Origin of the sequence: Planococcus donghaensis, assembly GCF_001687665.2 — a bacterium.
In the GTDB taxonomy this organism is placed as follows: Bacteria; Bacillota; Bacilli; order Bacillales_A; family Planococcaceae; genus Planococcus; species Planococcus donghaensis.
In genome coordinates, this window is record NZ_CP016543.2 from 1,985,462 (window position 1) to 2,005,031 (window position 19,570).

At 39.2% G+C, this 19,570-nt stretch carries 19 protein-coding genes and 1 riboswitch; of the genes, 2 read left to right on the forward strand and 17 right to left on the reverse strand.

All coding sequences use genetic code 11. The features are described from left to right. Positions 1-51 precede the first annotated feature (51 nt). Both BCM40_RS10010 and BCM40_RS10015 read right to left on the reverse strand, forming a co-directional pair. On the reverse strand, positions 52-1,479 hold the full coding sequence (locus BCM40_RS10010; RefSeq protein WP_065526042.1) for a RecQ family ATP-dependent DNA helicase: 1,428 nt from the start codon (positions 1,477-1,479) through the stop codon (positions 52-54). Continuing rightward, a complete protein-coding gene (locus BCM40_RS10015; protein WP_065526041.1) occupies positions 1,476-2,501 on the reverse strand; it encodes a YpbB family protein in 1,026 nt (341 codons plus the stop codon). The genes BCM40_RS10010 and BCM40_RS10015 overlap by 4 nt, the downstream gene beginning before the upstream one ends. Before the next feature lie 106 nt (positions 2,502-2,607). Between BCM40_RS10015 and BCM40_RS10020 the strand changes: the two genes are divergently transcribed. Next, the gene (locus BCM40_RS10020) at positions 2,608-2,859 is read left to right on the forward strand and encodes a ferredoxin (protein WP_006829841.1); all 252 of its coding nucleotides are present in this window, start codon (positions 2,608-2,610) and stop codon (positions 2,857-2,859) included. A 462-nt stretch (positions 2,860-3,321) separates the two neighbouring features. Here the strand turns inward: BCM40_RS10020 and BCM40_RS10025 are convergent, their stop codons facing one another. The 11 genes from BCM40_RS10025 to BCM40_RS10075 form a co-directional block, all read right to left on the reverse strand. After that, positions 3,322-3,903 carry an ECF transporter S component gene (locus BCM40_RS10025; RefSeq protein ID WP_065526040.1) on the reverse strand — a complete coding sequence of 194 codons (582 nt, stop codon included), beginning with the start codon at positions 3,901-3,903 and terminating at the stop codon, positions 3,322-3,324. Positions 3,904-4,047: 144 nt separating this feature from the next. Beyond that, positions 4,048-4,180, reverse strand: a riboswitch (FMN riboswitch). Positions 4,181-4,256: 76 nt separating this feature from the next. Next, a complete protein-coding gene (locus BCM40_RS10030; RefSeq protein ID WP_065526039.1) occupies positions 4,257-5,459 on the reverse strand; it encodes a hypothetical protein in 1,203 nt (400 codons plus the stop codon). Beyond that, positions 5,449-5,982: an RNA polymerase sigma factor SigX gene (locus BCM40_RS10035; protein ID WP_065526038.1), complete on the reverse strand. Its 534-nt coding sequence runs from the start codon at positions 5,980-5,982 to the stop codon at positions 5,449-5,451. Before BCM40_RS10035 ends, BCM40_RS10030 begins: the two co-directional genes overlap by 11 nt. Before the next feature lie 46 nt (positions 5,983-6,028). After that, on the reverse strand, positions 6,029-7,810 hold the full coding sequence (locus tag BCM40_RS10040) for an ATP-binding protein (protein ID WP_065526037.1): 1,782 nt from the start codon (positions 7,808-7,810) through the stop codon (positions 6,029-6,031). Beyond that, entirely contained in the window at positions 7,803-8,519 is a 717-nt protein-coding gene (locus BCM40_RS10045; RefSeq protein ID WP_065526036.1) for a response regulator transcription factor, read from the reverse strand. The genes BCM40_RS10040 and BCM40_RS10045 overlap by 8 nt, the downstream gene beginning before the upstream one ends. Before the next feature lie 135 nt (positions 8,520-8,654). After that, a complete protein-coding gene (ccsB, locus tag BCM40_RS10050) occupies positions 8,655-9,839 on the reverse strand; it encodes a c-type cytochrome biogenesis protein CcsB (RefSeq protein WP_065526035.1) in 1,185 nt (394 codons plus the stop codon). After that, positions 9,836-11,494, reverse strand: coding sequence for a cytochrome c biogenesis ResB family protein (locus BCM40_RS10055; protein WP_065526034.1), 1,659 nt, complete (start codon positions 11,492-11,494; stop codon positions 9,836-9,838). Before BCM40_RS10055 ends, ccsB begins: the two co-directional genes overlap by 4 nt. Positions 11,495-11,507: 13 nt before the next feature. Next, a complete protein-coding gene (gene resA, locus BCM40_RS10060; RefSeq protein WP_065526033.1) occupies positions 11,508-12,068 on the reverse strand; it encodes a thiol-disulfide oxidoreductase ResA in 561 nt (186 codons plus the stop codon). Between the two features lie 99 nt (positions 12,069-12,167). Further along, positions 12,168-12,899 (reverse strand): pseudouridine synthase, encoded by a 732-nt coding sequence (locus BCM40_RS10065; RefSeq protein WP_008430976.1) that lies wholly within the window; start codon positions 12,897-12,899, stop codon positions 12,168-12,170. Between the two features lie 238 nt (positions 12,900-13,137). Further along, on the reverse strand, positions 13,138-13,728 hold the full coding sequence (gene scpB, locus BCM40_RS10070; protein ID WP_065526032.1) for an SMC-Scp complex subunit ScpB: 591 nt from the start codon (positions 13,726-13,728) through the stop codon (positions 13,138-13,140). After that, the gene (locus BCM40_RS10075) at positions 13,706-14,479 is read right to left on the reverse strand and encodes a segregation/condensation protein A (protein WP_065526031.1); all 774 of its coding nucleotides are present in this window, start codon (positions 14,477-14,479) and stop codon (positions 13,706-13,708) included. The genes scpB and BCM40_RS10075 overlap by 23 nt, the downstream gene beginning before the upstream one ends. A gap of 83 nt (positions 14,480-14,562) precedes the next feature. On the opposite strand from BCM40_RS10075, the gene BCM40_RS10080 reads away from it, so the two are divergent. Beyond that, positions 14,563-15,063: a DUF309 domain-containing protein gene (locus BCM40_RS10080; protein ID WP_065526030.1), complete on the forward strand. Its 501-nt coding sequence runs from the start codon at positions 14,563-14,565 to the stop codon at positions 15,061-15,063. Position 15,064: 1 nt separating this feature from the next. On the opposite strand, the gene BCM40_RS10085 is transcribed toward BCM40_RS10080, so the two are convergent. The 4 genes from BCM40_RS10085 to deoB form a co-directional block, all read right to left on the reverse strand. Continuing rightward, on the reverse strand, positions 15,065-15,424 hold the full coding sequence (locus BCM40_RS10085) for a GNAT family N-acetyltransferase (RefSeq protein WP_008430972.1): 360 nt from the start codon (positions 15,422-15,424) through the stop codon (positions 15,065-15,067). 180 nt (positions 15,425-15,604) lie between these two features. Further along, on the reverse strand, positions 15,605-16,927 hold the full coding sequence (gene lysA / locus BCM40_RS10090; RefSeq protein ID WP_065526029.1) for a diaminopimelate decarboxylase: 1,323 nt from the start codon (positions 16,925-16,927) through the stop codon (positions 15,605-15,607). 69 nt (positions 16,928-16,996) lie between these two features. Continuing rightward, positions 16,997-18,301, reverse strand: coding sequence for a pyrimidine-nucleoside phosphorylase (locus BCM40_RS10095; protein WP_065526028.1), 1,305 nt, complete (start codon positions 18,299-18,301; stop codon positions 16,997-16,999). Positions 18,302-18,361: 60 nt separating this feature from the next. After that, complete coding sequence (gene deoB / locus BCM40_RS10100) at positions 18,362-19,549, reverse strand: phosphopentomutase (protein WP_065526027.1); 1,188 nt, start codon at positions 19,547-19,549, stop codon at positions 18,362-18,364. Between the last annotated feature and the right edge of the window lie 21 nt (positions 19,550-19,570).

A 19,570-nucleotide genomic window follows, 5' to 3' on the forward strand; every position in this document is an offset into this window, starting at 1 on the left:
ATCTATTATGACGAAAAAAGGCTCATTTGTAAATGACAGTTAATGAAATCCTTATATAGGTAATATTACACTTAAACGATCTTGCCAATCAAGCGGTATTGCCTTTTTTTCAGAATAAGAATACGCCTCAAACACACTATAATCAATTCCATCATTCACACAACAATTGTCAGGCTTGGTTATAAGTTCCTGATCAAATGAACCGATAATATAACGACGCAAACAACCGTCTCGTGAAATCAACTCACGAATTTTCGATGCTTGCTGCCATTTACCTTTTCTTAGCAGTTCTATTTGATTTGTGACACCCTCTAGTGGTAACTTCGTCATCCAGTAAGCGATGACACGAAACGCTGTTTCTCTTACAATTCCTTGATCGATTAAATGTGTTGCTGATGGTCCATTATTAAATACTGCTTCTATTTCATGTTGGGTGGGTAAATCATCCATCACTAAACTTTCAAGCAAGGCTTCATCTCCTCGGGCATAAAGAAGCGTGGCTAAAGCAGGAAGACCATCTCTTCCCGCTCTTCCCACTTCCTGTACATACCCTTCAATGGAAGTTGGCACTTGAAAATGGATAACTTGTCGAATATTCGGAATGTGGACACCCATACCAAAAGCATTGGTTGAACAAATCCACTCGACTTCCCCATTTTGAAATTGCTGTTGAATGAAAACTCGATCCTGATGTTCCATGCCTCCATGGTAATACGCAGATGAAATGCCTTGTTCTGTTAAAAGCATAGATAACTCTTGGGACTTTTTTCTAGTTCCGGCATAAATAATTCCAGGACCTTTAAACTTCTGAATAAATGTTTTTAAAAACTCGAGCTTTTCACCACTATCTTCAAATTTTTTAATATCGTAGACAATATTTTTTCTGTCCATCGGATGGCTATACACATAAGGTTTGATAAGTGCTAAATACTCTTTTATTTCTTCAGTAACTTTGTCAGTAGCAGTGGCGGTTAATGCCAAAACTTGTGGAAATTTTAAAATTGGCAATATTTCAGAGATCCGTAAATAATCTGGCCTAAAATCGAATCCCCATTGAGAAATACAATGTGCTTCGTCAGCTACTAATAAAGAAACTCGTATTTCTCGTAATTTTTTTTTAATAAACGACTGAACTAACATTTCCGGAGATATAAATATAAATTTATAAGAGCTAAGGTTGGTCATAATTCGGTCTTTGTCTTCTGGTTTTAAAAAAGAGTTAATGGCCACAACTGACTTTTCGCCCATTTTTTTTAGTTGCGCTACTTGGTCTTGCATTAAGGAAAGTAAAGGCGAAACAATCAAGACACTATCCGGCAAAATTTTCGCTGGCAATTGATAACAAATGGATTTTCCCATGCCAGTTGGCAATAACGCAATTACGTCTTCCCCAGCTATTACTTGTTCAATAATTTCTTTTTGCCCTGGTCGAAAAGAAGAAAAACCGTAAGTTGAATATAGTAACTCCTCCAAATTCATTGATTTTCCTCCTTAATCGATAACGCAAGGCGTATTTGAAAATAGCTCGCATCGGGTAAATGCTCTTTAATGTCTCGCAACCTTTTCGACTGCTGGCGTCGACTTTCGCTAATGATTGCTTTATACAGTTCTTGACTCATAAATGATTGAAAATTAAAATACGGGTCATTCATGGCAAGCTCAACCACATGATCTTCAATCGTACTGGTTTTCAACTGACGTAATGAAGCAATTTGTTCTAAAGAAAAACCTCTTTCAAATAGTTTTTCAGTACGTTGTGCAGTTGCTGTTAACGAAGACTGCTGGATAACGCCTTCCATCAAGCCCAGAAGTAACGGGGATTTAGATTTTTCTATTTCTGCCATCCAGCCATGTAGGGCTTCTGCCATCATCAATTGTACGTCTAACACAGTTAGTTTCTTAGACGTCGCCATTTGTTGCCACGTTAAACCACTCAAACCAAAGCCTGTTAAGCGTTCCGTAATGATCAATTTATGTGTTTCAGAAATATTCGAATCGGTTAAAGTAGTGATGAGTTCTTTTTTAAATGCCTGGACTATTGCTAGATCACGAAAGTGAATCTGCTGTAAATAGTTTTTGACCCATATTTGTATATCTTCGTTATTAACAATCGGGTCAAAAGTTTTTACGGATTGACTCACATGGGATAAAGTTTGAACAATTAGTGACAATCGATTGAAAAAGAGATTTTCATTGCCACGGTATTTCCAGCCATTCAAGGGGGAGTCGGCAACATTTGCATTTAACGCTTTTTCAGTAAGTTCGATTACCTGTTCATTAGCTCGTAAATACCCTTGCGAAAATAAGCTCTGAACCACATGGTCATAGGCTTTCTTATCCAGTTTAGGCAATACGCCAAAATAAGGATAAAGGCCAAAATAGCCAATATCCTGTATCGTTTGTCCGGACTTCTTTCCTTTTATTAAATGATAAGGGGAAGAGATGGTCCGCTGCCGATTAACGGGCTTCATAATGGCCAAAATGAGTTCACTAAATAACAAGCTTGTACCCCCTAGCGGTTTTAGGTTGAAAAACTACTCAAACACCTTTAGAATAAATACGATAGTATAACTGAACTTGTTCGGAGATAAAGGAGTGGAAAACTATATGGCTAAGTATACCATTGTTGACAAGGATACTTGCATCGCTTGTGGTGCTTGTGGTGCTGCTGCACCCGACATTTACGATTACGATGACGAAGGAATCGCGTTTGTTATTTTAGATAATAACATGGGAACAGAACAAGTTCCAGATGAACTCGAAGAAGACATGGAAGATGCATTTGAAGGCTGTCCAACAGACTCAATCAAAGTCGCAGATACATCTTTCGAAGGCGATCCTTTAAAATACGAAGACTGATTAAAAAAAGAAGGCGTTTTGGGAAATCCCAAAACGCCTTCTTTTTATGTATGCCTGTCAGAGCTGACCAGGCAACTTACGCTTTTCTTTGTCTAGACTCCACCAGCCAGATTCTAGGGTCATAACTCACTCTGGCTGTGCGGCTATAAACACGCCGCTTCGCCAGAGCGTTTTATGCCCGTCGAATCTACACGGCTAGTTACGCTTTTCTTTGTCTAGACTCCAGTGCCTAGCTCTTCGGGACATAAGTTAACCCAACAGAGTGGCAAAGAACGCCACACTGCTGGGTCTCCTTATGGCTGTCAGAGCTGACCAGGCACTTACGCTTTTCTTTGTCTAGACTCCACTAGCCAGATTCTAGGGTCATAACTCACTCTGGCTGTGCGGCTATAAACACGCCGCTTCGCCAGAGCGTTTTATGCCCGTCGAATCTACACGGCTAGTTACGCTTTTCTATATCATTTATGATAAATAGTAGGTTCTTTGTTTTTCGATCCATGTGTGCATGCTACTGAACATAAGCAAGACTACTGCGGTTAAAAGAACACCTTTGATTATGTTAAAAGGGAGTATTCCTAAAACAATCATTCCGAATAATGCGTCACCAGTTGTTGGTGGCATGTTAAGGAAATAGGTGTACATCGGTAGGAAAACAAAATAATTTAAAATACTCATACCGATTGCCATCGACAATGTTCCGATCGTTAATCCAAAAGCCATACCTTTTTTAGTTGCCACTTTTTGATAGATAAAATAAACTGGCAAAATAAATAACAAGCTTGTTACGAAATTTGCCATATGGCCAACTGGAACTCCTGTTGGACTACCTGCAAACAACCAATCTAACACGTTTTTAAAGAAAGCTACTAAAATCCCTGCAACTGGCCCCATTGTAACAGCGGCGATTAAAGCAGGTACATCACTAAAATCTACTTTCAAAAAAGCAGGAAGTGCAGGTAGTGGAAAGTTAAAAAGCATCAATATAAAAGAAATACTGCTTAACATCCCAATCGCGATCATTGTTTGTAACTTTTTGTTCTTCATATTCCTCTCTCCTTGTCGTGATTCACCAGAAGAAAGGTTTAGACTCCGCATTTACATATAAAAACCCTTAAGTAATAAATACTTAAGGGAGAAAAGGCACACTTAAAAGCGTTCCGTCTACATGTAAACGACAAACGTCCGCACCTTCACCTTCTCCCATCCAGACTATACTGTCGGCTTTGGAATCTCACCAAATCCTGCGTTTTACGGCTCGCGGGCTTATGAACAGAGTTCAATTACCGCCGGTAGGGAATTGCACCCTGCCCCGAAGATGAATCGATATTTTGTTATGCCCTAATATTAGTATAAAAAAGAAAGGTTGTAAACAAATTTGTTTACAACCTTTCTTTTGTTTAGGGTAATGGCCAAGGTAACAAATTAGGTGCTACTGGAATTGGTATAGGCTCACTAAAATTAAAACCGTTCCAATTCTCTTGCCGCATTCCTTTCACTACTACTTCTTTACCAAAAGCATCAGCTGTCAAAACAAAACTTTCAAGCATACGAACTGCCTCTATTTTGTCTACTGATTCTAGGTCGACATTGTTCGTAAATTCAATTTGAACAAGTTTATCGGTTTCCGATACTTGGAATTCCCAATCTTGCGGAATTGTAGGTTGATAGATATCGTTCGGATTTACAGCAAGTGCCATAATAGCTTTTTCCGCTGAATCAAACGGCATGTCATAGCCGGGTGCAAGGTAAATTTCACCTTGAGTCGTTTGATAAGCATAATATGCGAGATTCTCTACTTCCGGAACAATTTTTTCTAACGGTCCTACTTGAGAAAACTCCGCAGGAGAACCATCTTCATTTGTAACATCAATTTCTGCTACATCATTAAACGTCTCTTTGATGGTATTCATGTATACCCCAATACTGGCTGAGGCCAAATCATATTGATGATCTTGCGGTAGCACATGACGTATACCTGTAGCCATTTCCTCTAAAGTTCCAACGTACGGGTGATAATTATCAAAACCTAATGCGACTTCATCTAAGTCATCTGCATATTCTTGATACAATTCTAAAGACGTCGGAATAGAACCTTCAAAAGTTTTTGTAATTTCTTCATTTGGGATCAGAAAAGATACCGGAATAACGAAGGCATTTTCGGTCATGCCTATCGTCATTAAAGTTTGATCGCCAATCATCTCTTCGTAAACCGCAGTCCGAAATGTTCCGTCTACTTGAGCTGTTGAATATGAATCTGCATTTTCAGCTCCAGATTCTTCAGCTGCAGGTAATCCTTCTTGCTCTTCTAAACCTTCTTGAGTCTTCATCTCTGCTCCATCGTTCGAGTTATCAGCAGAGCTTTCGCTGTTTTGAGCAGAATCATTGCCATTTTGATTGATAATAGAGGAGACCAATAGGCCGACAGCGATAAACGCCAATGCCGCGACAAGAAGCGGCAGCCATCTATTTGGACGCTTTTGAACCGGCTCTTTTTGAACCAATTGATTATAGACTTTTTCTTTTGGCCGGTTATCCTTTATCGCGGGGAAGTCCTTCAACAAATCTTCGATAGATTCATCGGTCCATTTGTTATTCGGCATTTTCATCTCCCCCTTCCCTAGCTATTAATTTTTCACGCAAAGCTTTAATGGCACGGTGCTGGGTAGTCTTCACTTTCCCTTCAGTCCACGCTAGTACTTCTGCGGTTTCCGCAATTGACAAGTCCTGAAAAAAACGCATAATTACGACCATTTTTTGATCTCCTGTACAGCTGTCTAATGCCTTGTATAAAAATATTTTATCTTCGTTTAACAACGAAACTTCTTCTGGAAGTTTTTCTGATGAAACTAACTGCTGTGTTTCCCAATCAAAATATTCCATCGAATGTTTTGAGCGAACTGCTGCTTTCCGGAAATGATCAATGGCCACATTTTTCGCAATTGAAAAAAGCCACGTTTTCTCAGAGCTTCTGCCTTCAAATCGATCATAAGCGCGAAAAGCACGAATATAAACTTCTTGCATCAAATCTTCTGCTAGGTGCCTGTTTTTCACCAGATAAATTAAAAATTGAAAAACATCTTGGTGATATGCATCGTACAGCCGGTGGAAAACGGAGTCCTTCAATATACTCCCTCCGTCCTTTAGATTAGTCGTCTTTAAAACTAAAAGGTTACATGTCTTTTAATGGCAATAAGAAAACAAAAGAAGTACCTTGTCCAACAGTACTTTCTGCATAAATTTCACCTTCGTGAGCTTGGATAATGTTGCTTGCTATCGCTAAACCAAGACCTGTTCCACCTTTTCCAAGTGTTCTTGCCTTATTCGCCTTATAAAACCGTTCAAAAACAAATTCCAAATCTTCTTTTGATATGCCGACACCGTTATCATTAATCGAAATCTTCGCGTATTCTTTTTGTTGTTCGACACGAACGACCACATGCCCTTCTTTAGGCGTATGACGAATCGCATTATCGATTAAGTTCGTCATTACTTGTTCAATGCGATCTTCATCAATTTCCGTTGCTGTCCAATCATCGACAGTCGTTTCGAAAGACAATTGAACTCCATTTTCTTTCGCAATTTGAGAAAACTTAAGTGTCATCCGTTCAATAGAGCTATTTAATTGCACAATTTCTTTATAAAGTCGCATATGCCCTGATTCGAGACGTGCGAGATTTAATAAATCGGTAACTAAACGGCCCATTCGTTGTGATTCTTCATAAATAATTTTCGTCATTTCACGACGCTCTTCTTCAGTTGCACCGACATCATCTAAAATTGCTTCACTATAACCTTGAAGCATAGCAATAGGAGTTCGTAACTCGTGTGATACATTAGCGATAAAATCTTCTCGAAGCTTCTCCAAACGATGCTGCTCCGTCATATTATGCAATACGGCGACAGCCCCACGGATCGATTCCCCACTATACAATGGACTAAAATTAATCGCGTAATAAGCCCCTTCGATTTCCAATTCTTCTTCAATCTCTTCTTGCAACCCAATAACATGATCGAGCATATGAAGCATTTCAGCAGGCAAAGATTGCGTTTCGGCCGAACCACTTTTAATTGTCCACTGCTTTAATAATTTTTCAGCTGGCGGATTACTTAATAAGATGGTTTTATCCTGATTGAACGTGATAACTGCATCTGCCATTGACGTCAAGATGCTTGATAATTGCTCTTTCTCTTGGTTGATTACTTCTACATGATGCTTTAATTGGCGACCCATTTGGTTAAATGCAGAAGCTAATTGACCAATCTCATCACTAGAAGTTGCTTTAACTTTCGTATCAAAATTGCCTTTTGCTAATTCAAATGCACCTTCACGCATTTTCCGTAAAGGAGATGTGATTCGCGAAGATAAAAAGAAGGCAAAAAATGTTGTTAATAACAATGCGATAAATGCGGACAAGAAAACAATATTGGTCGTTCGTTCCGCCGTGCGGTCCATTACTTCCAATGATTGATAAATAAAAACAACACCGTGCTCTTCTTCACCTGTCTTTAATGGGCTGGCCAAAACAATATAGGATTCGAGACGATTTTGATCTGTTAATGAAGGCAAGAGCATTTCTTTCATCACAGTTTCGTCTGATTCAAACACTTTCTGAAACACTGGTTCATTTAATATTTCTTCTCGAGTTTTTGCACCATTTAATCCATCATGAATATAATAGCTACTTTCATATGGTTCTTCAGCGATAACTGCATTTGTCTCAGCACCAATAATATCACCAATAATTTCTAATGAATTTACTACTTCTTCATGCTCGTTAAAAATATTCGCAATCATATTTGCTTCGCTATTAAGCGCTTCTTCCACAGTTTGACTGTGATAGTTCCCTAGAAATTCCAAAAGCAGAACGGTCACAATAAAAAGGACAAAGGAAACGAGAAGCAGGATCGTAATCCATAGCTTCCCGACAACACTATTCCATATTCTATTCATTGCCGACCTCGAATTTATAGCCAACGCCCCATACAGTAACAATCATCTTCGCAGCCGACTCTGATACGCGGTTTAGTTTTTCGCGCAACCGTTTAACGTGCGTATCTACTGTACGTAAGTCACCGAAAAAGTCGTAATGCCAAACTTCTTTTAGTAGATGCTCACGGTCAAACACTTTATCCGGTGCTTTAGCTAAAAAGTACAATAATTCGTATTCTTTAGGTGTTAAGTTCACTTCTACACCATCAGCAGTGACACGGTGAGCATCATGATCAATGGTTAAGTGAGGAAAAACAACCAAATCTTTCGAAGCTGTTGAATTGGAAATTGGCGAATACGCAGCCGAACGTCGTAAAATCGCTTTAACGCGTAACACCACTTCCCGCGGACTAAACGGCTTCACTATATAATCATCAGCACCAGCTTCAAAACCTTCCACCCGGTTAGCTTCTTCTCCTTTAGCAGTAAGCATGATGATCGGAGTCATTTTTGTATCACGTAATTCTGTAGCAACAGCGACACCATCTTTTTCAGGCATCATCAAATCAAGCAAGATACAATGATAATCTTTTTCTAGTGCCATATCTAATGCTTGAGCGCCATTTTCTGCTTCTTCAACTACATATCCTTCGCGCTCTAAATACATTTTTAACAATCGTCGAATTCGTTCTTCATCGTCTACTACTAAAACCGTAATTTCCTCTGACATCCTAACCCCTCCAACTTTCTACTGTTATGTCTCATTGTACCGATAACCTTATTAAAAATAAAGAAAAGTGCAAGCGTACGTTGAAGTCTTGTCCAAAACAAAAGGCCTTTTCCGTTACCGGAAAAGGCCTGCTTGTTATGCGTAAGAATGCAACCCGGCGATTATTAAGTTTACTGCAACTAAGTTAAACATGATGATGATAAAGCCCAGCACAGCTAACCATGCAGATTTTTCACCTTGCCACCCTTTGCCTAAACGTAAATGCAAGTATGCAGCATAGAATAGCCATGTGATTAATGCCCATACTTCTTTCGGGTCCCATCCCCAGAAACGAGACCAAGCAATTTGCGCCCAAATCATGGCGAAAATTAGTGCGCCCAATGTAAATATTGGGAAGCCAATAATTATAGCCCGGTAACCAATTTCATCCATCAATTGAGTGTTAACATTTTTAACAAATGGTTTTAATATCGCGGAAATCCGTTTTCTAAAAACTAAACGGATCAACCAATAAAGAACTGTACCGAATAGAATTGACCATGTAACAGTTGTTAATTTTCCTGCATGTACAATCGGAGGCATTTCGACCAGTGGTGTCATAGCGTCATCCGTTAAAGCAACATACTCGTTCATGCCGAAAATTGGAGGCATTGTGTACGTCACAGCCGCATCTTTCGCTTCTTTATCTACATAAGTAAATTCCGCTTCATAGCCTGTAAATGAAAAGAAACTACTAGCGACAACAAATCCAAGAACTAGGACAAGCGAATACATAATTGCTTCTAGGCCCATACGTTGTTTGGATTTTTTCGTAAGGTCTACAACTTTCAATAAATAGATTAACCCAGCTGCAGCACTAATTGCTAAAATTCCTTCCGCAATAACAACTGTGCTGACGTGAATCGCCAACCAGTTTGTTTGAAGTGCTGGAATAAGCGGACTGACTTCGCTTGGGAACATGCTTGCAAAAGCAATAATTAACAATGCGACAGGCAAGACGATCATGCCTAAAACAGGCGTTTTATACAAGAAGTATAAAATGATAAATCCAGCAACTAACGTCATTCCAAATGCTGTTGTAAATTCGAACATATTACTAAGTGGTGCATGACCTGTAGCGCCCCACCTTGTAAAGAAATAGCCAAGATTGGCAACAAAACCGATAAGGGTTATCGTAATAGCAACTTTACCCCATCGTGATTCCGACTTAAACGTACCTTCTTTATTTCCTTTAACCGCTCCTCCAAAAACAAATGTTGCAATTAGATAAGCGACAAAGGCTACATATAATAGATTTGAACTTATTTCAGCTAACGTCATGACAATACTTCACCTTCCTTTTCCGCTTTCTCTTGTTTGTCGATTTCATCTTGCTGATCTGTGTAAGCGGGCAATGATGCATATTCAACGACTTGGTCTAAATCTTTTTTCAAGCCGAACCAGTTTTTGTTGGTATGACCGGCTAGTAAAATGGTGCCGTCAGTTTTTTGCTGAATCCAGAATCGACGATGATTAAAATACATCCCTTGAGCTACACCAATCATAAAGATTAAACCGCCAAGGCCAAGAATCGGCAAGGTGCTGTCTTTACGAACTGTTAAACCTGATACATCACGTGTTTCAACACTTTGGAAAGCTAGTTTATACTCGTTTTCACCTAAAGGTTCAACCGTATTTTTAATCGTAATAAAACTCGTTTCTCCGTCTGGTGTTTCCGGAGTATATAGTTTCACTAAAAAGCCAGGATTGTTCGGCAATGGTGTAGCCGTTTGCGGTTCCCCATTTTCAAACCCTGAAAAATCCGGATAATAACCAATCAATTTAACTGAATAGCCATTATCCAATTCATAATCTTTTTTAGGTTCGATCAAATCAATGGTTAGCTCACCAAAAGATTCTTCTGTTTCTTTATTAATAAACGAGAACGTCATTGCTTTTAGTTCATCTAAACGAAAGTCCATTTGATAAATAGCGTATCCATCAAACTTCAATGGTTGATTGACCCGAATAGGATATTCTTTCACAACTTCCTGTCCATCAACTGCTCCAGGTAATGCGTCTTCTTTCTTCTTATACAAAACAATGTCTGTTTGGTAGTTTTTCGCTACAGTGCCAACACGGTCTAAAGCTTCACCGAAGATTTCTTCGCCGCCTTCACCTGAATAATTTTCAAGTTCGAAGTTTTTGTTTTCTAAGTAATAACCCGGAACTTCCGGTATTGCTCTTGTTTCACCTTCACGGATCCAAAGACTCTCATCAATATAAAATCCTGGCATCATCCGCAACATAACACCAAACAAAAAGATGATTAGACCGATATGATTAACATAAGGACCCCATCTTGAAAAACGACCTTTTTCAGCCAATAATCCATTTTTATCCGTACGAACTTTGTATTTTAGTTCGGTTAGTTTTTCTTCGGCGTTTTTTAACGTATCTTCTGCCCCTGGACCTTCAGCGTAAATTCGCTGTTTGTCCATAAAGCTTGGATGACGTAAAATACGTTGATTTTTCAATGATTTATACAAAGGCACAAAACGGTCTAAACTAGCTATGATTAACGAAATGGCTAACATCCCAACTAAAATAATAAACCAAAATGAACTGTATAAATCGTGGAAACCAAGTGCGTGATATATTTGACCAATTACGCCATACGTATCCGCGTAATAATCTTTTATCGTTGCTTCTGTACTAGCAGGAACAAATGCTTTTTGAGGCAATATTGTTCCGATTGCTGCAGCTACTAGTAATAAGACAATGATACCAACACCGACTTTGACACTAGAAAAGAAGTTCCAAATTTTATCGATGATGGATTTATTATAAGTTTGCGAGCGTCTGGCAGTTCCTTCATAACGCATATCGACCAATTTGCTGTTTTGTTCTTTTTCAGTCAAAGACCGCCCACACGACTCACAAAGTTTCGTGCCGGGCGGATTGATATGACCGCATTGACATTGCAATTTTTCCATCCAAAAAATCTCCTTAGTCAGGTTTGATTTCTTCCATAAAGCCTTCAATATCCTGTTCTGTCATCTCACCTGTAATGATGCGTTGAATGTTTCCTTCCGGATTAACAAGCACTGTGGTTGGTAACGGCCTTATGTTATATGCCGTCATCACACTTTTTGTTTTATCAATCACTACCGGAAAAGACAAGGCATATTGATCTGCAAAAGATTGGACTTCAAAATTTGATTGAGCAATATTAACTGCGAGTACTTGAACTCCTTCATTTGAGAAGACCTCGTATTGCCGATCCATTGCCGGCATTTCTTTTGCACAAGGCTTACACCATGTACCCCAGAAATTCAAGAACACGCCTTGACCTTCGTAATCTGATAATTTATGATCGTTGCCTTCGAGATCTACTAAGGTGAAATTAGGCGCTTTGTCACCGACTTTCAGCACAGTAACATCTTCTGCTGTTGCACTGTTATAAATTGTATAGCCAATTGCAGCTATTAAAATCGCTAAGATGGTTGTTCGCATCACGGCTCTTTTTTGCTTTTTGCTATTCTTTTTTTGTTTACCTTTATCATCCATACTTGTTCCCCCTTCGAGGTGTGTTACGCAAACCTAATTATATCAAAGTTTAAACAGCCACAAATCGAGAGTTTTGAAGGGTTTGTGAACGTTAGACAATTAGACGCGCTTGCCAGTTTCGGCTAACACACGTAATAATTTTACTTCGTGGGCAGACAATTCGCGTGATTCGCCAGCATTCAAGCCATGCAATGTTAAGAAAGCAAATTGTTCACGGCTCAATTTTTGAACTGGATAACCAATTGCTTCGAACATTCTCCGTACTTGACGGTTTCTGCCTTCGTGAATAGTAATTTGCACAATCGCTTTTCCTGTCTTTTTATCACCAGACAATAGTTTTACTTTAGCAGGTGCCGTCATGCCATCTTCTAACTTGATGCCACGCTCTAATTTTCTCAAATCGTCTTTTTCAGGAATTCCCTTTAGACGGGCTACATATGTTTTATCAATTTCAAATTTTGGGTGCGTCAGCATATTGGCAAATTCACCATCGTTTGTCATGATTAATAATCCAGACGTATCGTAATCTAAACGGCCAACTGGATAAATACGTTTTTCAATTCCTTCGAAAAAGTCTGTTACCACTTTTCGGTTTTTATCATCAGAAACAGCGGAAATAACGCCACGTGGTTTATATAATAAATGATAGACTTTCTGCTCTTTTTCAAGCTGAACGCCTTCTACTTCGATTTTATCTGAGTTGGATACTTTTACTCCCAGCTCTTTTATCGTTTTTCCGTTTACCCTTACTTTGCCGTCCAAAATCAATTGTTCCGATTTACGTCTTGATGCTACGCCTGCATGTGCAAGTACTTTTTGTAATCTTTCCATAAATAAGTTCACCTCATTAGTATTTTTTTCGAAAAGCGTACGCATCTGAGTGAATCAGATGCTACAGCGAGGTAAATAAAACGTGTTTTATCTTACATCGCCGAGTACTGCAAATATATTACAATAACTTGATATGCCGTTCGTTCCTCTCGGAATTATGTCACATTTCTCCCAAAAGCGGAAGCACTATGCTCAAAAGAAAAGAAGACTGTCAATAACACAGCCTTCTCGTGAAACCTTAAACGCTCACTTCTTCTTTAAACGTTTGTTGAAAATTTGTCATAAAAAGATCGGTATCTTCATCCAAGTCACTTGCCGCTTCTTCCGGTAAAGGAGGAAGTTCTTCTAGATTCTTCAGCCCAAAATAATTTAGAAATTCTTTTGTTGTACCGTATAAAATAGCGCGTCCAGTTCCTTCAACACGTCCCGCTTCTTGAACTAGTCCTTTAGCAGTTAAAGTTTGAAGCGCTTTTTCACTTTTCACCCCACGTAAGTCTTCTACTTCTACTCGCGTAATGGGTTGCTTATAAGCAATAATCGCCAGGACTTCTAAAGAAGCTTGTGACAACGCTTGAACAGTAGGGTTTTCTACTAGCTTTTGAATGGTTTCAGCAACTTCTTGTTTAGTGACCAATTGAAAAACACCTGCTAATTCTTTTAGTGTAATACCACTAACTGACGAGCTGTATCGTTCATCCAATTCGTGAATGCCTTCTTGTAATTCCTCTAAGTTGACTTCTGTCAAAAATTGAAGTTGCTTTAACGTAAGACCATCGTCTCCTGCTACAAAAAGTAAAGCTTCTATTTTACTCGAAAGATTCGTCTTCATATTCCCACTTGTCCTTTCTGAGTTCTACCATCAAATCAGTAAAGTTCTTTTGCTGCTCTACCGCTACTACTTGTCGTTTCATCAATTCCAAAATCGACAAAAACGAAACAACCAACACAGACTTATCATCCGAAGTAAATAAATCACTAAATGACGTACGCCCTTTTGACAACTTCAACTGATTCACTATGGAAGTCATTTGTTGCTTTATGGAAATTTCTTGTCTAGCAACTCGTGCGGATAAAGGCGCTTTTAGTTGTTTGCGGCGAAGCATTTTCTGAAAAGCCCCTAGCATGTCGTAAGCATTTACCTCAAGATTAACTTGATCCTCAGGCAGAGCTATTTGAATATCCGACAAATCCATCGGCGCTTTTGTATATATTATGGAACGATTGCTCTCCAGTTCTCTTAAGTTTTCTGAAGCATCTTTGAACTTTCGATATTCGATGAGTCGGGACACCAATTCATCACGTGGGTCCTGCTCATCAAATTCATATTCAACTTCATCCAGTTCTCCTTCGTGGACGGGCAACAGCGTTTTGCTTTTAATTGCCAGCAAAGTAGCCGCCATTACGAGGTATTCACTCGCTTCATTTAACTCCAGGACTTGCATCGCACGTATGTGTTCCATATACTGTGAAGTAATCTGTGAAACTGGAATATCGTAAATATCAATTTCCAAACGGTGGATTAAATGCAATAATAAATCAAGAGGACCTTCAAAGGCCTCTACTTTCACTTCATAAGACATGACTAGACCACCTGACTGTTAAAATACTCATTCATCCCGATTAATGGGCAATTATTCTTTATTATAGTAGAAAGGGGATCAAAATGCATCCACTTCAACATCCACTGTTTATTCAGTACATCGTTAATTTCAATTTAGAGAAAGATTTTTTTGAATGTCATGAAGTTGGCGAGGACTACTGGAAGCTCGTTGCACCAAAAGATAAAATGCACCCACTTACTGGATGGATTCAATTAGCTGTTGGCATGTACCATTGGCGAAGAAGCAATTACCCTGGTGCCTTACGCTCGTTTATCCGCGCCAAAGTTAAATTAATGGCAGGAGGCGTGTGGGTCGAAGGATTTGACCACGAAAAACTAATCGACATTTTAACTTATTCGATAAAGGCAGTTACAGAGCGTCAACCTTTCGTGGCACAAGAAATTCCAGTCGTTTCAGAAGAGTTGAAAAAAGCGGTAGAAACTTACTGTTCCGATCATCCATTGCTTCAACAAGATCCTTATTTCCTTATGCATAAACACAGACTACGTGATCGATCTTCAATTATTAGTTTACGTGAACAAAAAAAAAGGCGAAACCTTTAACTTAAAGGTCGCCTTTTTTTACTGGGCATTTTTTTAGAAATGCATCTGTTTCTTCTGTTGCACGCATCTCTCGGTCTTGCATCATATCTTGGATTTTCCCAATCATTTCATGACCGATTCCTTCTCCACGATGCGAAGGATTTACGGAGATATGGTGGATTGTATATGATTCTTCTTCTACTTTTAGACCTAATAACCCAACAAAATCATCTTCTTTTTTCCAAAGGAACAATTGCCAATCCGGATTTTCTTCATAAATGTGCATGGTTTGCTGAAGTTTTTTCAGCTCGCGTTCTTTCGGCATGAACGACATTAGCCCCATTGCAATCTTTTCAAATGATTTCTTATATCTGAATAACATAGTTAAATCCCTCATTTTCGTCTTAAAGCGGCTTTTACCATACTACTATAAATCTCTTAAGAACTCAAGAGAGCCTTTTTTAGCCGCTAATGACATTTTCTGCAAAGAAGAGCCAGTATACAATTCCCCAGCCTAAAGCCATCGTTAATATAAATAATAGCAAAACGATGTTTCCTTTTTTCATTCTTGATCAGCCTTTTGTGAATACGGTAAATCTTGTTTGATTAAATCGTCGTTTGTTTCACGTTTGACAACAAGCTGTGATACGCCATTTTCAACAAACACTACAGCCGGGCGTGCAATACGATTGTAATTGCTCGCCATTGAATAGCCATATGCCCCGGTACAGAAAATGCCCAAAATATCTCCTGCAACAACAGCCGGAAGCTCTGCTTGTTCAATTAATTTGTCTCCAGATTCACAGCATTTCCCCGCAATTGTGTACTGTTCCGTCAGCGAAGCATCTGCGTTATTGGCAATTACCGAGCTATACTTCGCACCATACAAAGCAGGGCGAATATTGTCCGACATTCCTCCATCAACTGCCGCATACTTTCGTGTGCCTGGAACTTCTTTTGTTGACCCAATAGTATAAAGCGTTGTTCCCGCGTCGCCTATTAACGAACGGCCTGGTTCAATCCAAATTTCAGGAATTGGGTATCCAGAAGCATTTGCTGTTAGTTTTACTGTTTCAATCATTTGCTCTACATAAACAGCCGGTTCAAGTGGCGTATCTTCTTCTGTATACCGAATTCCAAAACCTCCACCAAGGTTTAAAACAGGACAAGTATAATTGAATTGCTCTTTCCAACTTGCCATTTTCTGCATTAGCTTTTCAGATGCCAATTGAAATGCACCTGTATCAAAAATTTGTGAGCCGATATGACAATGAAGACCTAATAAGTTCAAATAATTGTGGTCAAATGTTTGTTCAAATGCACGGTCTGCTTGACCATTTTTCAAATCAAAACCAAACTTCGAATCTTCTTGACCTGTAGTAATATAATCATGGGTATGAGCTTCAATGCCTGGAGTAACACGCAATAAAATATTCATTGGTTGCGCTAGCTGCTCAGAAAGCTTCTTTAATAATTCGATTTCGTAAAAATTATCAACTACAATACAACCAATTCCCACTTCAAACGCCATCTGCAATTCTTCTACACTTTTGTTGTTGCCATGAAAGTGGATTTTCTCAACTGGAAAACCAGCTTTAACAGCGGTATAAAGCTCTCCTGCAGAAACTACATCTAATGATAGTTTTTCTTCAGCTGCCACTTGGTAAATCCCAATTGTTGAAAAAGCTTTACTAGCGTAAGCCACTTGATAGCCAATTCCTGCTTTTTCAAACGTTTCTTGAAAAGCTCTAGCTCGGTCGCGGAATAATTGAATATCGTATACATAAAGCGGCGTACCGTATTTTTTTGCCAACTCTACCGAATCAGTTCCACCGATTGTTAGATGACCTTGGTCATTAATAGTTTGTGTGCCATATAAATGCAATAAAAACCCCTCCTGATAATAGCTTTATAAGAAAAATCTTGCTGAGCAATTACCCAGCAAGATTTTTTGTTAATCGGTTATCAAAGCTGAAATCAGTTTGATTTTTTCAACCGGTTCACTTGTATATTCGATACTATTATATATCATTTTTGAACATTCTGCGAGCTCTTCTGTATTCGAGTAAATTGTAGCGATTGACTCTCCCTCTTTTACGAAGTCTCCTACTTTTTTGCGAAGAACGATTCCAACTGCTAAATCAATTTCCGATTCTTTTGTGGCACGCCCTGCACCAAGCACCATTGCAGCTGTTCCAATTTCATCTGCTTCCATAAATGAAATATAACCTTCTTCTTTTGAAGGAACTTCCGTTACGAACTTAGCTTGTGGCAATAATGTGACATCGTCCACTACTCCAGGGTTTCCACCTTGATCTTTGATAAATTGCTTGAACATTTCTAAAGCTTGTCCATTTTCAATTACTTTTTCTAACATGGTGCGCGCTTCTTCAAGTGTTTCTGCTTTTCCGCCAACAACGACCATTTGACTACCAAGTACCATGCACAGTTCAGTTAAATCTTCTGGACCATTGCCTTGTAAAGTTTCAATGGCTTCTTTAACTTCCAATGCATTACCTATAGCAAATCCAAGAGGTTGGCTCATATCGGATATAATGGCCATTGTTTTTCTACCGGTTGCATTGCCGATTCCAACCATAGCATGCGCTAGTTCTTTTGCATCTTCCGGCGTTTTCATAAACGCACCTTCACCAGTTTTCACATCTAAAACAATAGCATCCGCTCCGGCTGCAATTTTCTTGCTCATAATTGAACTCGCGATTAACGGAATGCTGTTAACAGTACCCGTTACATCACGCAACGCATACATTTTTTTATCAGCAGGAGTCAAGTTTCCACTTTGTCCAATTACCGCTAATTTATGATCATTTACTTGTTTGATAAAATCTTCTGTTGAAAGTTCAACGTGGAAACCATCGATTGCTTCTAACTTATCAATCGTTCCACCCGTATGACCAAGTCCGCGTCCGCTCATTTTAGCAACAGGAACCCCACATGCAGCAACTAATGGCCCTAAAACTAAAGTGGTCGTGTCGCCAACACCGCCCGTAGAATGCTTGTCGACTTTGATGCCTTCAATAGCTGACAAGTCGATTTGATCGCCCGACTCTGCCATCGCCATTGTTAAATCTGCACGCTCACGTTCTGTCATATTTTGAAAATAAACTGCCATTAGGAAGGCACTCATTTGGTAATCAGAAATTTCACCATTTGTATATCCTGTAACAACAAACTTAATTTCTTCTGTTGATAACTCACTGCCATCTCGTTTCTTCTCGATTACGTCTACCATTCTCATGCCTATTACCGCCTTCTCCATTTAATTTTCACGCAGTTAAATTGCATTTCAGTTGTCTACTTATTGGTTAATGCTAGATAAAAAGCTTGTACCGAATTTAGGCATTTTTACTGAGAAGTTTTCAGCAATCGTAGCACCAATGTCAGCAAAAGTTTTACCTGTTTCCAACTCTTTTCCACCTGTAAATCGTGGAGAATAAGCTAAAAGCGGTACATATTCACGCGTATGGTCTGTTCCTGGGAATGTTGGGTCATTTCCGTGATCAGCTGTAATGATTAACAAATCATCTTGCTGCATGTTTTCTAAAACTTCTGGAAGACGCACATCAAAAGCTTCTAACGCATCTCCATACCCTTGCGGATTTCTTCTGTGACCATAAAGTGCATCAAAGTCAACTAAGTTCAAAAAGCTTAATCCGTTAAAATCTTCTTTTACAACTTGCACAAGTTTATCCATGCCATCCATATTATCTTTTGTACGAATCGCTTTTGTTACACCAGCTCCGTTATAAATATCATCGATTTTCCCAATGGCGATTACATCTTTTCCACCATCTTTTAACTCGTTCATAACGGTGCGATCAAAAGGTGCTAAAGCATAGTCGTGGCGGTTTGATGTCCGCTTGAAAGCTCCAGGTTCTCCAAGAAATGGACGCGCAATAATACGACCTACTAAATATTCAGGCGCTAATGTCAATTCACGCGCAATTTCACAAATGCGGTAAAGTTCTTCTAACGGAATAATTTCTTCGTGAGCAGCAATTTGTAACACGGGGTCCGCAGAAGTGTAAACGATAATTGCGCCTGTTTCCATATGTTCTTGACCAAGCTCATCTAATATTTCAGTACCACTCGCTGGTTTGTTACCAATTACTTTACGTCCCGTTTTTTCTTCAAGTTGCTGGATTAATTCTTCTGGAAAGCCATCCGGATACACTTTAAATGGTGTATCAATGTTCAAACCCATGATTTCCCAATGTCCTGTCATCGTATCTTTTCCTACTGAAGCTTCCTGCAATTTCCCATAATAAGCAGCTGGAGAATCTACGTTTGCAAGCCCTTTCACAGAAACGATGTTTCCTAGTCCTAAGTTCTCCATGTTCGGCATGTTTAATCCGCCCACTGCTTCAGCAATATGTCCAAGTGTATCTGAGCCTTTATCTCCATATGCTTCAGCGTCTGGTGCTTCTCCAATGCCCACTGAATCTAATACTACTAAATGAACGCGTTTAAATGGTTGAGTCGTCATAAGTATTCCTCCTTATTTTGC

What these genes read in the sequence shown, in the direction of transcription:
- BCM40_RS10010 (WP_065526042.1), bottom strand. Translation starts at nt 1,479, where the DNA reads ATGAATTTGGAGGAGTTACTATATTCAACTTACGGTTTTTCTTCTTTT.
- BCM40_RS10020 (WP_006829841.1), top strand. Translation starts at nt 2,608, where the DNA reads ATGGCTAAGTATACCATTGTTGACAAGGATACTTGCATCGCTTGTGGT.
- BCM40_RS10025 (WP_065526040.1), bottom strand. Translation starts at nt 3,903, where the DNA reads ATGAAGAACAAAAAGTTACAAACAATGATCGCGATTGGGATGTTAAGC.
- BCM40_RS10030 (WP_065526039.1), bottom strand. Translation starts at nt 5,459, where the DNA reads ATGCCGAATAACAAATGGACCGATGAATCTATCGAAGATTTGTTGAAG.
- BCM40_RS10040 (WP_065526037.1), bottom strand. Translation starts at nt 7,810, where the DNA reads ATGAATAGAATATGGAATAGTGTTGTCGGGAAGCTATGGATTACGATC.
- BCM40_RS10045 (WP_065526036.1), bottom strand. Translation starts at nt 8,519, where the DNA reads ATGTCAGAGGAAATTACGGTTTTAGTAGTAGACGATGAAGAACGAATT.
- ccsB (WP_065526035.1), bottom strand. Translation starts at nt 9,839, where the DNA reads ATGACGTTAGCTGAAATAAGTTCAAATCTATTATATGTAGCCTTTGTC.
- BCM40_RS10055 (WP_065526034.1), bottom strand. Translation starts at nt 11,494, where the DNA reads ATGGAAAAATTGCAATGTCAATGCGGTCATATCAATCCGCCCGGCACG.
- resA (WP_065526033.1), bottom strand. Translation starts at nt 12,068, where the DNA reads ATGGATGATAAAGGTAAACAAAAAAAGAATAGCAAAAAGCAAAAAAGA.
- BCM40_RS10065 (WP_008430976.1), bottom strand. Translation starts at nt 12,899, where the DNA reads ATGGAAAGATTACAAAAAGTACTTGCACATGCAGGCGTAGCATCAAGA.
- scpB (WP_065526032.1), bottom strand. Translation starts at nt 13,728, where the DNA reads ATGAAGACGAATCTTTCGAGTAAAATAGAAGCTTTACTTTTTGTAGCA.
- BCM40_RS10075 (WP_065526031.1), bottom strand. Translation starts at nt 14,479, where the DNA reads ATGTCTTATGAAGTGAAAGTAGAGGCCTTTGAAGGTCCTCTTGATTTA.
- BCM40_RS10080 (WP_065526030.1), top strand. Translation starts at nt 14,563, where the DNA reads ATGCATCCACTTCAACATCCACTGTTTATTCAGTACATCGTTAATTTC.
- BCM40_RS10085 (WP_008430972.1), bottom strand. Translation starts at nt 15,424, where the DNA reads ATGTTATTCAGATATAAGAAATCATTTGAAAAGATTGCAATGGGGCTA.
- BCM40_RS10095 (WP_065526028.1), bottom strand. Translation starts at nt 18,301, where the DNA reads ATGAGAATGGTAGACGTAATCGAGAAGAAACGAGATGGCAGTGAGTTA.
- deoB (WP_065526027.1), bottom strand. Translation starts at nt 19,549, where the DNA reads ATGACGACTCAACCATTTAAACGCGTTCATTTAGTAGTATTAGATTCA.